Origin of the sequence: Paenibacillus caseinilyticus (genome assembly GCF_027533645.1) — a bacterium.
In the GTDB taxonomy this organism is placed as follows: Bacteria; Bacillota; Bacilli; order Paenibacillales; family NBRC-103111; genus Paenibacillus_G; species Paenibacillus_G caseinilyticus.
The window spans coordinates 16,598-30,268 of record NZ_JAQAGY010000019.1; the positions used below are offsets into that span (position 1 = coordinate 16,598).

Consider the following 13,671-nt stretch of genomic DNA (forward strand, 5'->3'; position numbering starts at 1 on the left):
CGAGTCAATATAGATCAAGTTAATTTTCACTTGATTTGTTCTTCATCATGGTATAATATGGTTTTTACAACAAGAAATAAGAACAGGTGTTTGCTTTTGTTTTCGATTTCGTGTCTCTGTCCACCCAGCAGACCATTCGAACAAAGGAGACGATCACATGACGCCTAATGAGGAAGTTTATACGTACCGTGCCGGAAAGAAAATTGCTCTTACGAAGCAGCCCGACCAATTCGTAGTACGTGCCCTTCCCTCCGAGCTCAAGCAGAAGATCGGGATCGCGGATGCCATGCAGGTATCTACTTCCTCTTCCCGCGTGGTAACGGCGAAGTCTGAGCTCGAGCCGCTGATGAACCGGGCCCGCAATGTGGCCCCGACGCATCACGTGTACCGTGTCTCCGATACCCAGAAGGAGTTTCTCATTACCGACCGTGTCATTGTCTCCTTCCGGGAACCTTTGACGTCCGAGGAGATCGGCTCATTTGCCGGCCGCTACGGCCTCTTCACGTTGGAAGCGTACAGCGACCGGGATTATCTCTTCCAACTTACCGATCAAACAGGCATCAATCCAGTAAAATTGGTCGTTACCCTTATGGAAGATGAGCCTCTGGTCGAGTCGGCCGAGCACGATCTCAACTACCTTATGAACAAATATGGAATGTCTATGCCGACGGACCCTTCTTATCCGAAGCAGTGGCATCTTCATACCCGCTGCGAGGATCCTTCATTCGATCCAAGGGCTTCCACGCGGTGTGAAGAGGCGTGGGAGCTGCTGGGGCACCACGGCAGTCCCGATGTGGTGATCGGCGTAACGGACGATGGCTGCAGACTGGACCATGCCGACTTCGACTCCGCGGACAAGTTCGCCGGATGGGGTTACTTCAAAGGTCCTCGCCTCATCACGAATAAAGACGTCGATGCGGATCCCCGCAGTATGTACGAGCCCGGTTCGGATCACGGAACCTCCTGCTCCGGTGTGATCGGTGCGGAGATCGATGCCCTCCTCACAGTCGGAGCCGCTCCGGGATGCAGGCTGCTGCCCATCAAGTGGGAGTCGAGCGGACCTTCCCTGTTCATCAGCGATTCCAAACTGCTGCGGGCACTGAACTACGTTCAGGATAAAGTGGACATCCTCTCGAACTCCTGGGGCGGTGTGCCCGTAAGCCTGTGGCCGGACGTAGTGATCCGCCGGATCACCGAACTCGCCCAGACAGGAGGACGGCGGGGACAAGGTATCCTCTTCCTCTGGGCAGCCGGGAACGAGAACTGCCCCATTCAGTATACCGCTCCGGTAGATGTCCCTTACACCAGCGGAGTGAACTTCAGAAGCGACGGGTCGCTGGTCTGGGTAGGGGTGGAGAAGACCCGTGTCTTCACGAATAATCTGGTCGGTGTCCCCGGCGTTCTGCACGTGGCTGCGCTGGCCAGCACCGCGCAGCGCAGCCATTATTCTAATTACGGAACGGGGATCTCGATCTGCGCCCCGACCAGCAATGTGCATGAATACTACCGCATGCCGGTACAAGGGCTTGGCATTACGACGGCCGAGGGACAAGGGGTAACCGACAGCTTCGGAGGGACCTCCAGCGCCACGCCGTTGACCGCAGGCATAGCCGCGCTGGTATTGTCGGCGAATCCCCATCTCAGCGCGCTGGAGCTCGCCTCCATACTGAAGCGGACCGCGTCGAAGGATCTGAGTCTGGAAGGGTACGCGAAGACGCCGCCCGCCCTATTCGATCCCGATCCTTCCTGGGATGTCTCTCCGATCGTTCCGTTTGACCGGGGGGACTTCCAGGACATCCAGGATGCCGACGGAACTTGGAGCCCTTGGTTCGGCCACGGGAGGGCGGATGCCAAGGCAGCTGTTGAAGAAGCCTTGCGTTGGAGGGAGGAGCACCAAGGAACTCGAAGCTTGGAGGGCGAGAAGCTGCAAGCTTGAGTGAGCGAGTGGCTGCAAGCCCTAGCGGGCGAGGCGCTCTGCTGGCCTGAGCCAGGCGAGGCGCTCTGCTGGCCTGAGCGGGCGAGGCGCGCTTTGCTGGCTTGAGCTGGTGAGACACTTCGCTGACCTGTGCGGGTGAGACACTTCGCTGGCCTGGGCCAGGCGAGGCGCTCTGCTGGCCTGAGCGGGCGAGGCGCGCTTTGCTGACCTGAGCGAGCGAGGCGCTTTGCTGGCCTGAGCAGGCGAGGCGCTCTGCTGGCCTGGGCCAGGCGAGGCGCTTTGCTGGCTTCGAGCACACTTTCATGTAAGCCTACGACGGGACCGTTTATCTGCACGGTATTCCCCGAGATCCAACCCTGGTGCGCCGTCCATACCAAGGCAATCATCATTTGAGGCTCTCCCCTTTTCAGGGAACTTGTACGTATGCATTTCTTTCGAGAGCGAGAAGAGACGTCGCCTTCCATTCTCTCTAAGGCATCGTAGTCCCGCCATTTCTTTCATCTCCGCGTGCCGGCCTTCCATTCTTCCTCCCAAAGGGAATAGGCTGACGGAATAATGACCGTCAGCCCTATCTCCACTTATGCTGAGCCGGGCAGCAGCGTACGCCACTCCGTGCCGTCTGCCATCCGCTAAGGCCGACGCTCGTGCTCATCCCCCGCATAAGCAAGGAACCCTCCGTCTACCGGCACCGTAATCTCCGATACGAGCCCCATCTGCTCCCGTCGGCAAGCCAGATCAGCGTACACAGCTGATCCTCCGGCTTTGCCAAACCGGCGCATCGGCGTATGGCATGATGATCTTGCGTGAACGCTCCGCGAGCGCACCGTCTTCGTTCGCGAGCAGCTTCCCCGGCTTTATAGCTGTACAGCTCTCCAGAAGGCCTTCTTCGGCTGATGCTTCTCGTCGAACAGAAAGGGCCAGTTCTTGCGGTTTCGCACCGGAAAGTGATCGAGCCACGTATAATCGTCGGCTGCTCCCCAGAACGTAACAGACGTAATGACGCCGCTGTACTCCCGCAGCAGCCCGAAGATCTCTTCGTACCGCCGCTCCTGGGCTTCCAGCATCTCCTCCGTCGGCTGCAGCAGATCGGTCCGTTGGTCATCCCACTCGAATACCGACACATCGAGCTCCGTGACATGCAGCTGCAGGTCCAGTGACGCGTACCGCTCGACCGCCGCCCGGATCTCGTCCACGGATGGTCGCTGCAGGCTCCAATGCCCCTGCATGCCCATGCCGTGAACCGGCGTCCCCTGCTCCTTCAGGGACTTCAGAAGCTGGTAGATCCGCTCTCTTTTGTCCGGATGGCACTCGTTGTAGTCGTTGTAGAACAGCAGTGCCTGCGGATCCGCCTCATGCGCATATTCGAAGGCCCGCCGGATGAATTCGTCGCCTGCCGCATCCAGCCACTGCGAGGAGCGGAGGAGCTGCGGCCCCTCGTCCGATACCGCTTCATTGACGACATCCCACACCTGGATGCGGTCCCGGTAACGGCCTACGACGGCATCGATATGATCTCTCATCCGCCGAAGAACCAATTCCTTGCCCGCGGGATGTCCCGCGCCGTCCAAGAACATCCAATCCGGCGTCTGATTATGCCAGACGAGCGTATGCCCGCGCATCTTCATCCCGTGCGCTGCGGCAAAAGCGGCAATGCGGTCCGCGTCGTCGAACGTAAACCGTCCCTCCTCAGGCTGTACGGAGACCGGCTTCATTTCGTTCTCCGCCGTAATGCTGCTGAAGTGTGCCGCCAGCAGTTCCTTCTGCGTGACGATCGTCAGCGGGTTGACCGCCGCACCGACCGCAAACCGGTCCGCATAGACCTCCTTCAGAGAGGGAATCGTCATCTGATCTTGGCGCGTCTGCTCCATTTGCTGCCCAACCACCTTTTCGAATGTTTTTTATTGCTGATATCAGCCCTTCACTCCGCCGACCGTCAACCCTTTAACAAAATACTTCTGCAAGAACGGGTATACAAGGATAATCGGTACGCTCGCGATGATGGTCATCGTCGCCCGGATGGAGGTAGGAGTCACGAACGTGACGTTGCCCTGTGCCGAAGCGAATTGGTCGGCAGCCGATGTCGCTGACGTGTTGGTCGTCTGCAGAATCTTCTGCAGCTCGTACTGCAGAGTGCTCAGATTCACATTCGATGAGTTATACAGGAAGACATCGAACCAAGAATTCCACTGGCCTACGGCTACGAACAGCGACACGGTCGCCAGAGCGGGAATCGTTAGCGGCAGGACGATCTGCAGGAACGTGGCGAATTCGCCGGCCCCGTCAATCCGGGCGGATTCCAGCAGGCCCTCTGGCAGCCCTTCGATGAAGGAGCGGATCACGATGAGATTGAACACGCCGATGATGGCGGGAAGAATGTACACCCAGAACGAGTTGGTGAGGCCGAGGCCCCGGATCAGCAGGTAGCCCGGGATCAGGCCGCCGCTGAAGTACATCGTGAAGAGAAAGGCCAGCGACATGAATTTGCGCAGCACAAAATCCGGGCGGGTTAGCGTGTAAGCCAGCATGGCCGTGCAGAAGACCGAGATCACCGTGCCGAGCACCGTGCGCAGGACGGAGATCAGCGTAGCCTTGTAGACGGAAGCTTCGCTGAAGATGTAGTCGTAATTCTCCAGAGTCCACATGCGGGGCCATAAATAAATTCCTCCCCGGATCGAGTCATTCGCATCGTTGAACGAGACCGCCAGCATGTTCACGAACGGATACAGCGTAACGATCATCAGACACGCCATGAATACGATATTGCACACATCGAACACTTTGTCCGGCATACTCTTGTATCTTGTTCCGGAAGCGGATGGTTCGCTCATTGTTGTTCCTACCTCCTGCTATGGGGTGTAAAAAGAAGGCCAGCTTATGGGCTTCCGTTAAGTTATCGAGCTAAAGGCATGCGGTCAGTACAGACGGCTGCCTCCGAGCCGCTTAGAGATACTGTTCGCCGAGATCAACAGAATAAAGCTCACCACGGTCTTGAACATCCCGGCCGCTGTGGCCAAGGAATAGTTCCCGAGGTTAAGGCCCCACTTCAGTACATATATGTCCAGGTTGTCGGAATAATCAACGGTCATCCCGTTGCCGATCAGGTACTGCGGCTCGAATCCAGACTCCAGAATATTCCCGATATTAAGAATGAGCAGAATGACGATGACCGGCTTCAGTCCCGGCATCGTAATGTGCCAGATCCGCTGGAAGCGGTTCGCTCCGTCAATCTCGGCCGCTTCATACTGTGACGGATCGATCGTAGTTATCGCGGCAAGATAGATAATGGTGTTCCAGCCTACGTCCTTCCATACCTCGGAGGCCCCCAGGATGCCCCAGAAATACTCTCCCTTGCCCAGCCACAGCACCGGCGCGGAGATCCAGCCGAGCTTCAGTAACAGCACGTTCACAATGCCTTCCGGTGCAAGCGTGGTCGAAATAATACTCGCTGCCACGACCCAGGATACGAAGTGGGGCAGGTAAGAAACCGTCTGTACGACACGTTTGAACAGCAGGTTCCGCAGCTCATTGAGCAGGATGGCGAGCACAATCGCAGTAACGAAACCGAGGATCAGCTTGATCGAGCTCTGAACGAGCGTATTGCGCAGCACTTGATAAAAGGCCGCGTCTTTGAAAATCATCTGGAAGTTCAGCCAGCCTACCCACTGCTGGTCAGCGAAGCTCTTGGCAGGACGATACTTCTGGAAGGCGGTCACCCAGCCCCAGAGCGGTACATATTTGAACACGATCAGCCACAGCAGGAACGGGACCGACATGAACACCAGCGCCTTCTGCTGTATAAGCTTCTTAAAAAACAATCTCAGCCCGGAAGGTTCTGCAGCAGGCCGGGCTCCGGCCGGAAATACATTCTCTATAGGTTTCTCCACTGGATGCAGCTCCTTTCCTAACTCCCTTTACCACTTGCGGGCTGAGAACCGGAAGGCTTTTGCCTCCGGCCCTTCGTCCGCCTTCCGTACCTCACGACCAGGGGCAGTGCCCCTTCCGTATTACCATTTGCCTGCCGCGCGATTTTTGACAATCTTCGTTACCGTCGCCTCATATGTCTTGCTGTCCAGCTTGCCGAACTCGGTGGTATATTCGTTCCACGTTCCCTCGAACGCATCCGGCGAGCCCATGATGAGCTTCGGCAAATACTTCAGCTGCAGATCCTGCGACTTCTGTCCGAAAATCTGCTCCGGTGTTCCTTGACCGAGATTGATGCTCCATGCAGGGTACCAAGGACGGTCATCCGGCTTCGAGAACATGTCCGCGAAGGTTTTCGCCCCATAAGCTTCGAGGATCTTCTTGTCTCCCTCGGTATAGTCCATCTCCGCCACTTCCGGCTGGTTGCCTACGGCGTAGGCGTTGCCGTCCTTCAGCACGGAATTGTTGCCGTAACGCGGCCAGCTGTACTCGAAGTACTGGAAGCCAAAGGAACGCTTAAAATCCGGATCATTGCGCTTCTTGGACATCTCCGGTGTCAGGACAAAGCGCCCTTTGTCATTGACAGTGTAAGTCTGGTCCTTGATGCCCCACTGGACAAGGATCTGATTCTCTTCCTTGAGCAGGTTGTCGAAATACTTGATGATGCGGACCGGGTCTTTCGCCTTGACCGAGATGCCGATCCCGCGGTTGTTGACGAACGCCGGCGGATCGAGGTACTGGTCCTTGATGTCCTTGTCGAAGACGATCGGCAGCGGCGCGTAGCGTTTCTCGTCGATGCCGGCTTTCTTCAGGTTGTTCGTCGCGTCGCCGACGAGCCAGCCATAACCGAAGTACCCCAGCACGCGGCCAGAGGTGAGCTTTGCCAGATATTGGTCTTTGTTCACTGTGAACGATTCCGGATCGAAGAGCCCCTGGGCGTTCACTTCGTTAAGCTTTTTGATCCAGCGCTTCTCGTATTCGCCAGCAGAGTATACCTTGGCTTCCTGCGTCTTCATGTCGACAATGACACCGCCGTCATTCGGGTAACCGGCCAGGTGCATCGAAGCGTTCGTCAGCGCGAAGAAGTTGTCCTTGACGCCAGCGAAGGCCGCGAAGCCGATCGTATCCTTGCCGTCAACCTGTGGATGCTTCTCCTTGTATTGCTTAATGAGGTCAAAGTACTCGTCGAGCGTCTTGATCTTCGGATAACCAAACTCCTTCAGCACCGAGCGCTGAATCCAGAAAGCGCCCTGGGAGATGCTCGGATCGGTGATGTAGCCTTGGTTGGCGGAAAACGGGAGATGATAGATCTTGCCGTCTTCCTGCCGGAATTTGTCCATATAAGGCCCGTATACCCGCTTGATGTTCGGGCCGTACTTCTCAATGAGCTCGTCAAGGGCGATGAACGCTCCCGCATCCAGCAGCTTGTCGATCTCGCCATCCGGCACGATGACATCCGCATAGTCGCCGCTCGCGATCATGACACCTGACTTCGTCTTAGAATCGCCGACCGCATATTCAATCTTGAAGTTGACGCCCGTCTGCTTCTCGAGCTCCTTGCCGATGACGGTCTCGTTCGTATTGACATCCTTCTCCTTGCCGAAGGAGAAATACGTGAATGTGACCGGCGTCTTGTCGTCCGCAGCACCCGCAGACTCCTGCGCGGCTCCCGCCTCCGGCTGTTTGTCGCTGCTGCAGCCCGCAGCTGTCGCTGCAAGCAGCACCGCCAAGCTTACGGCGGCCAGCTTTGTATGGTTGATCATCTGAGTGACTACCCCTTTCGATCTTCAAATTCGTTCTCGCTGTAAGCATTTTCAGTATAACGCGGTAGCGCTTTCTCGATGTACCCCTTAAACTTTAGTTCTCACTTTGAAAAGCATAGTAAGAACAATGTCAGGTACCAGCAGCGCTTGCCTGCTTTTTGGCCTGCCGGCTTGGGCAGCACCGGCAAACCCGGGAAAAGAAAATAGGGCTTCTGCGGGAAGCCCTGACGATGAAAAGGAGGCTGCGGCCGATAAGTATCGCGGCATGTTCCCCGTACCGCAGACACGGGACCGCCCCTGAGCAGAGACGGCGGCAGCACCTGATTGCTGTCCCTATTGAGGTAAGCCGCAACAGTTAACCCCGAGGTTAAGAGGGTTGCGGCAAAGAGGCTTCCCTCCCCCGGAGCGGCAGACGGATCTGCACACACGTGCCCGTGCCTTCTTCACTGTCGATGTGGAACTGGAAGAGATCGTGAAAGCACAACCCTAGACGGTAATATGCATTCTTCATGCCGACCCGATCTCCCATGGAATCATCTTCCCTCAAGTAGCCCATGATTTCATTCAGCTTCGAAGCACTCATGCCGATGCCGTTATCCCGGATGGAGAACACGAGCTCCCCGCGCTCCTCGTCGACCGCGATAACGATAACGATCAGCCCTTTGCGGGGCGAAGTCTCGATGCCATGCATGCTCGCATTCTCCACGAAGGGCAGCAGCGTCATCTTCGGAATCGGCAGGTCGCAAGCCGCAGGATCCAGGGTGATCCGGTAATCCAGCTTGTCGCCGAAGCGGTATTTCTGAATTTCGAGGAATCGCTCGATGAGCTCCATCTCCTCCCGCACGCTGACCCAGTCCCTGCCCCAGGAGATCGATTTGCGGAAAATTTTGGCCATATGCTGGATGATCTTCGCCGTCTCTCCCTCCCCCTTCATTAGGCTGCGCATACGCACCGTCTCCAGCACATTGAACATGAAGTGGGGGTTGATCTGGCTCTGAAGCGCATGAAGCTGGGCCTGGCGCTGCTTTAGCTCCGAATCCTTCTTCTGGATATCTGCTATATACACATCATCGATCAGACTTCGGATCCGGGTGGTCATCCGGTTGAATTCCGCTGTGAGCTGGCCGATCTCATCCTGGTACTCTTCGTCCGGAATCTCTTCGAAGTTCTGGTTCTTTACCTTCTTCATATGCCTTAAGATGCGGACAAGGCGGACGTGGATCGAGCGTGACATCGCCATAATGATGATCGACGGGATGACGAAATTGAGGCAGGCCAGGTAGATCAGGAACTTCCAGGACTTTCGTACTTCCTCGAGCACCACCTTGTCGTTCATGGTCCCGTGAAGACTCCACCCGGAGAGGTAGCTGCGGGTCGTATAAGGCACTTCAAACTGCAGGGTTTTCTCCCGGGAAGTAAGAGCGGAGAAAAATGAACCGCCACTCTTCCAGTCCACTCCCGGCACATTCGTGGAAGTAATGCGCCCTTCCCGGCTCACGAAATAGAGTTCACCGTCGAAGGTGGAATTGCGCAGACGCTGTTGGATGATCGTCATATTCAGATCGATCTTCACGAACTTCTCGTGAACATTGTAATATTTGTAATTATCAAGCCGCTGAAGGAGGCTCAGCGTCTCTCCCGTCCGGAGCAGCACGGGGTTAGGCGCCGGGGCTTTCATCAGTTCCTTGTACCACGGAGTGCTGCGGACCGTGTCGCTGATATACTCCATACTCCCCGAAGCAAGCAGAGATCTGTTGTCCGAGTACACTTCGATCCGCTGGATGGACCGGTAGGTCGTCTCGTTATACTTATCGAACATGCCCCGCAGCGTGTTCTGGTACACTTCAATGTAATCCAGTGAGGACTTGTAGTCCCGGTCCAGCGTTTCATTCAGCAGAGGATCGGAGAAGAAAAGATACGATACCCCGGCCGCCTCGTCTATGAGACCTTGGATCTCGCTTCCCGTCTTGTCGATCGCGACAGAGGCATCCCGGTGCTTCTGGTTCTTGATATTGGTTGTAGTTACATGATAGAACACCACATTGGTGAGCACGATCGGGATGAATACCGACAGGACATACATCAGCAGCCACTTGTCACGCAGTCTCATATGGTTAAGATGCAGCTTGCCCATGCCTGTACTTGCCTCCTTCCTGTCAAGCCTTGCCGATCAGCTTGTTGCGGTATTCCGTCGGCGTGACGCCCTCCAGCTTTTCGAATTGGGTGACGAAATAATCGGCGTTCTGAAAGCCCACTTTGTCGGCGACCTCGTACATCCGCAGGTCCGTCTGCCTCAGGAGCCTCTTCGCCTCTCCAATGCGGATGCCGAGCAAATAATCGTTGAAGTAAGCGCCGTACGTTTTGCGGAACAGCTGCCCGAGATACACGGGATTCATATAGAAGCGGGCGGCGATGCTCTTCAAGCTGATATTCTCCATATAATGGCTCTCGATAAACTTCCTGATTTTCTCAATGCCGCCCTTCGCCTGCTCCTTCCTAAGACGCCCGATACAAGCCGAAGCTTCTGTAAGGAATGCGGCGAAATGCTCTCTAAGTGCAGAGAGGCCGGACTCGCGCCCCTGCCATTCCATGAGATTCTGCAGAGTAGCCAGACTGTTCTCATCGCCCTCCATGCCGCGGATCACATTCACGATATCAATGACGCAGCGGGTGACGCTGTTCGCGACCGCGCTCGGAGCCAGACGCTTGGTCTTGAACTGGAGGATCATATCGTCCAGTGTGCGGAGGCAGGCATCCAGCCGGTTCTCCTCGAGCTGGTCCACGAGCTGCGAATACAGGACCGGGTCGATGTCAAAATAGGACAAGGGCGTACCTTGTACGTGCTCGTAAGCAATCACCGGCTGCCCATCCTCCGCGAATTTGTAGGCGTATGCTTCATGCGCTGTGCGGTAGGATAGGGGCACGTCGGATATCCGCTCTACCGTTCGTCCGGCGTAGAGCGATACCGGCCCGCAAGCCGCGAGGGACAGCTCGCGATGCAAGAGGCTTAGAAAGCGGTACAGCGGCTCCCCAGACCCCTCAAGCCGGGCGTGATCCAAGAGCAGGCCATACACGCCCGGCTGCCCTTCCACCATCGGCAACTCGCCGGACTCCCCTCCGAGCCGTCTCTTCACCACGGGGGCAAGCCGCCTCGGCAGCGACCCTGCCGCTGGCGGCTCCGCCCCTCCTGCAGGGTCCGTCTGCACCGTAAGCATGATATAGGTAAACTGGGAAGACTGCTCCATACCCAAGACGGCGGACACCCCGAAGGCATCTTCGGGCCGTACGTTGCCATGGATGAGCAGATCCAGCGCGGCGGAGAATCCCTCCGCAGGCGGATCGACGTATGAGCGGGACAGCCGCCGCAGGCTGAGCCGGCCGGCCAGCTTCTTCAGCGTATCCTGCATCTCCTCGTCGTCGACCGGCTTCAGGAGATAATCCTGTACGCCGTAGCGGAGCGCCTTCTGGGCATAATGAAAATCATGATAGCCGCTGATGATCACGAAGGAAGGCGGAGATGCCTGCTCCTCCGTCACGGTCCGAATGAGCCCGAGGCCGTCCAGCACCGGCATCCGGATATCCGTAATGACCAGATCCGGGTCGAGCCGCCGGATCTCCGCATGCGCCTCTTCCCCGTTCTCCGCCTCCCCGCATACCTCGTAGCCGAGACCCTCCCAATCGATGAGACTCCGCAGTCCCATCCGCACGAACATCTCATCGTCCACCAGCAGCACTTTCAGCATCGGCAGGCTCCTCCTCTCGCTTTTCTTCAAGCCTATTTTGTATTTCCTAGTTTGTAATCGTTTTCAAGTTAGTATAATTCAATTTCCTACTTCTGGATACCCATCCGACTTTACCTTTTACTTTGGAGATTAAAGAGTATAATTGTTACATACTGGAAGTAGAAAGGATGCATATCCATGATCAATGAAAGCCCTAAGCTGAACCTGCTGGCCCTCTCCGGGAGTCTGCGCAGCCGCTCCTCCAATACGGATCTCCTAAAAGCCATAGCTGCACTGGCGCCCGGTTCCGTGCATGTATCCTTCTTCGAAGCGGCCGGAGAACTGCCACACTTCAATCCCGATCTGGACCAGGAAGGGGATGAGGCTCCAGAGGCGGTTCGCTCCTTCCGCAGCCGGCTCCAATCTGCAGACGCCCTGTTGATCTGTACCCCGGAATACGCCAGGGGTGTGCCCGGCTCCCTGAAGAATGCCCTGGACTGGATCGTGTCCTCGGGAGAGCTCGTGAACAAACCGGTCTCCGTCATCTCGGCTTCTCCCTTCGAGACCGGAGGAGAGATCGCACAGGCTTCTCTTCTGCTTACTCTCGGGATGATGACGGCCAAGCTCGATCCTTCGATGAACCTTGCCGTTCCGTTCGTGAACAAAAAGCTGAAGGGAGACGAGATAACCGATGAGGCAACGAAGGATAGGCTGAAGATGCTGCTGGGGGTGCTGCTGCGGCATGCGGCCGAGGTCCGGGCCTAGTTCGGCCCCAAGGCATTATCCCAGGATCCGAGCGGCAGCGTGATTGCGAACTTGGTTCCGTGCTGTGCCCTCGAAGTAACCATCACGCTGCCTCCAAGCGCATGAATGACTTGGTACGAATAGGTCAGACCGAGTCCCGTACCATTCGATTTGGTCGAGAAGTAGATGGAACCGAGCCGGTTCATCTGGCTTTCGTTCATGCCGATCCCATTATCCTTGATCGTGAGCAGGGCGTGGCGGTCCTCTGACGTCAGCCGGAGACTGACTTTGCCGTTCGGCACTTCCGAACAGGCTTCGACGGCATTCTTGATGAAGTTGAGCAGCACCTGCTTGATTTCGTCAGGATTGGCCATCATCCGCAGAGGCTCTCCCGGCGTATGGATCTCCAGCTCTACATTGTTCATGTTGGCGAACGGTGACATGACTTCGCCGATGGCCTGCAGCTGTTCCGACAGGTCGACGAGTTCGCTCCGTTCGGCGCGCGGCTTGGATATCGACAAATAATCGGACAGAATCGTCTCCGTCCGCTGAATTTCCTCGAGCGAGATGGCAATATATTGATCGATCTTGGCATGGTTGTCCGGGTTCTCCCGGATTAGCTTGAGGAAGCCCTTCACTGCCGTAAGCGGATTGCGGACCTCATGCGCCAGGGAAGCCGCCACATGGCTCATCGTCTCAATCTTCTCGTGCTGCGCATGCCGGATGAATAGATCCTTGTCCGCCACCGACTTGCTGAACAACGACATCAGAAGCCAGACGCCAAGTGCGTTCTGAATGGGGATGACGACCATATGAAAAGGGAGGTGCAGCATCACTTGGGCCGGGAAGAAGAAGTAGACCAGCCCGAGAGGAACGACGGAGAAGACAACGCCGGCCGTGAAGGTGACCAAGGACTTGCGGTACGTACTCTTATACCACTCACACAGAATCAGGGATAGCCCGAAGCTGCACGCGAGGATGAACAGCGACACGGACGCTCCCTGCCCGCCGATGTAAAAGCGGTATACCACGAATTCCAGCGACAGGATGACCGCGGTCTGAAGCCCCCCATACACGAGGGCGAAGAAGATCATCACGTACCGGATGTCGAAAATGAGTCCTTCCGTCCGACTCGAAGCGAACGTCATGGAAAGCAGCAGGCAGGCGGAGCTCGTCGCGAGGATAAACCATGGACTGTAATTCCGAAGCTTATCCCGGTAATAGATATTGTAGGCCACGAATGGCGCAAGGGCGAAAAAGAGCTGCAGGATTATCTCTTTAAACAAACTCATCAGGTCAACCCCAATACGGTTTTGGCTTCATGCTATCGTTCCTTAAACCTGATTCGACACGAGGGTGCGCAATCCTGCCGCAGGCAAGGAAAAAAACGGCAAAACCCGCTCCCTCATCCCGGGGTCATCCTACCCTAGCCTCAAATTCGCCCCGCCCATAAACGCGGTCCAAGATAAACGCGCGTAGTCCTTTAAGGACTACGCGCGTTTATTAGAAATATAAGAAGACAGGATCGAGCTCTAGTATATAAGTTCTAATAGTTCAAACAAGCCTGTCTGCCTTCTTCAGTCAG

At 56.3% G+C, this 13,671-nt stretch carries 9 protein-coding genes and 1 pseudogene; 2 read left to right on the forward strand and 8 right to left on the reverse strand.

Translation table 11 applies throughout. The features are described 5' to 3' along the window. Window positions 1–157: 157 nt before the first annotated feature. Window positions 158–1,936 carry a S8 family serine peptidase gene (locus O9H32_RS23635; RefSeq protein ID WP_269868581.1) on the forward strand — a complete coding sequence of 593 codons (1,779 nt, stop codon included), beginning with the start codon at window positions 158–160 and terminating at the stop codon, window positions 1,934–1,936. A gap of 629 nt (window positions 1,937–2,565) precedes the next feature. On the opposite strand, the pseudogene O9H32_RS23640 reads toward O9H32_RS23635, so the two are convergent. From O9H32_RS23640 to O9H32_RS23670, 7 genes and pseudogenes are all read right to left on the reverse strand, one after another. Beyond that, window positions 2,566–2,797, reverse strand: a pseudogene (locus O9H32_RS23640) (D-mannonate oxidoreductase); the annotation flags it as partial. Continuing rightward, window positions 2,791–3,804, reverse strand: a complete 1,014-nt coding sequence (locus O9H32_RS23645; protein WP_269868582.1) for an endo-1,4-beta-xylanase — start codon at window positions 3,802–3,804, stop codon at window positions 2,791–2,793. The pseudogene O9H32_RS23640 and the gene O9H32_RS23645, both read right to left, overlap by 7 nt. Window positions 3,805–3,846: 42 nt before the next feature. Further along, window positions 3,847–4,764 (reverse strand): carbohydrate ABC transporter permease, encoded by a 918-nt coding sequence (locus O9H32_RS23650; RefSeq protein ID WP_269868583.1) that lies wholly within the window; start codon window positions 4,762–4,764, stop codon window positions 3,847–3,849. Between the two features lie 84 nt (window positions 4,765–4,848). Further along, window positions 4,849–5,820: an ABC transporter permease gene (locus O9H32_RS23655; RefSeq protein WP_269868584.1), complete on the reverse strand. Its 972-nt coding sequence runs from the start codon at window positions 5,818–5,820 to the stop codon at window positions 4,849–4,851. A gap of 120 nt (window positions 5,821–5,940) precedes the next feature. Further along, window positions 5,941–7,620, reverse strand: a complete 1,680-nt coding sequence (locus O9H32_RS23660; protein ID WP_269868585.1) for an ABC transporter substrate-binding protein — start codon at window positions 7,618–7,620, stop codon at window positions 5,941–5,943. 367 nt (window positions 7,621–7,987) lie between these two features. Continuing rightward, complete coding sequence (locus O9H32_RS23665) at window positions 7,988–9,754, reverse strand: sensor histidine kinase (protein WP_269868586.1); 1,767 nt, start codon at window positions 9,752–9,754, stop codon at window positions 7,988–7,990. Window positions 9,755–9,776: 22 nt separating this feature from the next. Beyond that, window positions 9,777–11,363, reverse strand: coding sequence for a response regulator transcription factor (locus O9H32_RS23670; RefSeq protein WP_269868587.1), 1,587 nt, complete (start codon window positions 11,361–11,363; stop codon window positions 9,777–9,779). A 177-nt stretch (window positions 11,364–11,540) separates the two neighbouring features. On the opposite strand from O9H32_RS23670, the gene O9H32_RS23675 reads away from it, so the two are divergent. Next, window positions 11,541–12,107: an NADPH-dependent FMN reductase gene (locus tag O9H32_RS23675; RefSeq protein ID WP_269868588.1), complete on the forward strand. Its 567-nt coding sequence runs from the start codon at window positions 11,541–11,543 to the stop codon at window positions 12,105–12,107. Here O9H32_RS23675 and O9H32_RS23680 read toward each other — a convergent pair. Next, the gene (locus tag O9H32_RS23680; protein WP_269868589.1) at window positions 12,104–13,378 is read right to left on the reverse strand and encodes a sensor histidine kinase; all 1,275 of its coding nucleotides are present in this window, start codon (window positions 13,376–13,378) and stop codon (window positions 12,104–12,106) included. The genes O9H32_RS23675 and O9H32_RS23680 overlap by 4 nt on opposite strands. Window positions 13,379–13,671 lie beyond the last annotated feature (293 nt).

Excerpts from the sequence above, each read along its gene's own strand:
- O9H32_RS23670 (WP_269868587.1), bottom strand. The coding sequence starts at position 11,363 with ATGCTGAAAGTGCTGCTGGTGGACGATGAGATGTTCGTGCGGATGGGA.
- O9H32_RS23635 (WP_269868581.1), top strand. The coding sequence starts at position 158 with ATGACGCCTAATGAGGAAGTTTATACGTACCGTGCCGGAAAGAAAATT.
- O9H32_RS23665 (WP_269868586.1), bottom strand. The coding sequence starts at position 9,754 with ATGGGCAAGCTGCATCTTAACCATATGAGACTGCGTGACAAGTGGCTG.
- O9H32_RS23675 (WP_269868588.1), top strand. The coding sequence starts at position 11,541 with ATGATCAATGAAAGCCCTAAGCTGAACCTGCTGGCCCTCTCCGGGAGT.
- O9H32_RS23645 (WP_269868582.1), bottom strand. The coding sequence starts at position 3,804 with ATGGAGCAGACGCGCCAAGATCAGATGACGATTCCCTCTCTGAAGGAG.
- O9H32_RS23680 (WP_269868589.1), bottom strand. The coding sequence starts at position 13,378 with ATGAGTTTGTTTAAAGAGATAATCCTGCAGCTCTTTTTCGCCCTTGCG.
- O9H32_RS23650 (WP_269868583.1), bottom strand. The coding sequence starts at position 4,764 with ATGAGCGAACCATCCGCTTCCGGAACAAGATACAAGAGTATGCCGGAC.
- O9H32_RS23660 (WP_269868585.1), bottom strand. The coding sequence starts at position 7,620 with ATGATCAACCATACAAAGCTGGCCGCCGTAAGCTTGGCGGTGCTGCTT.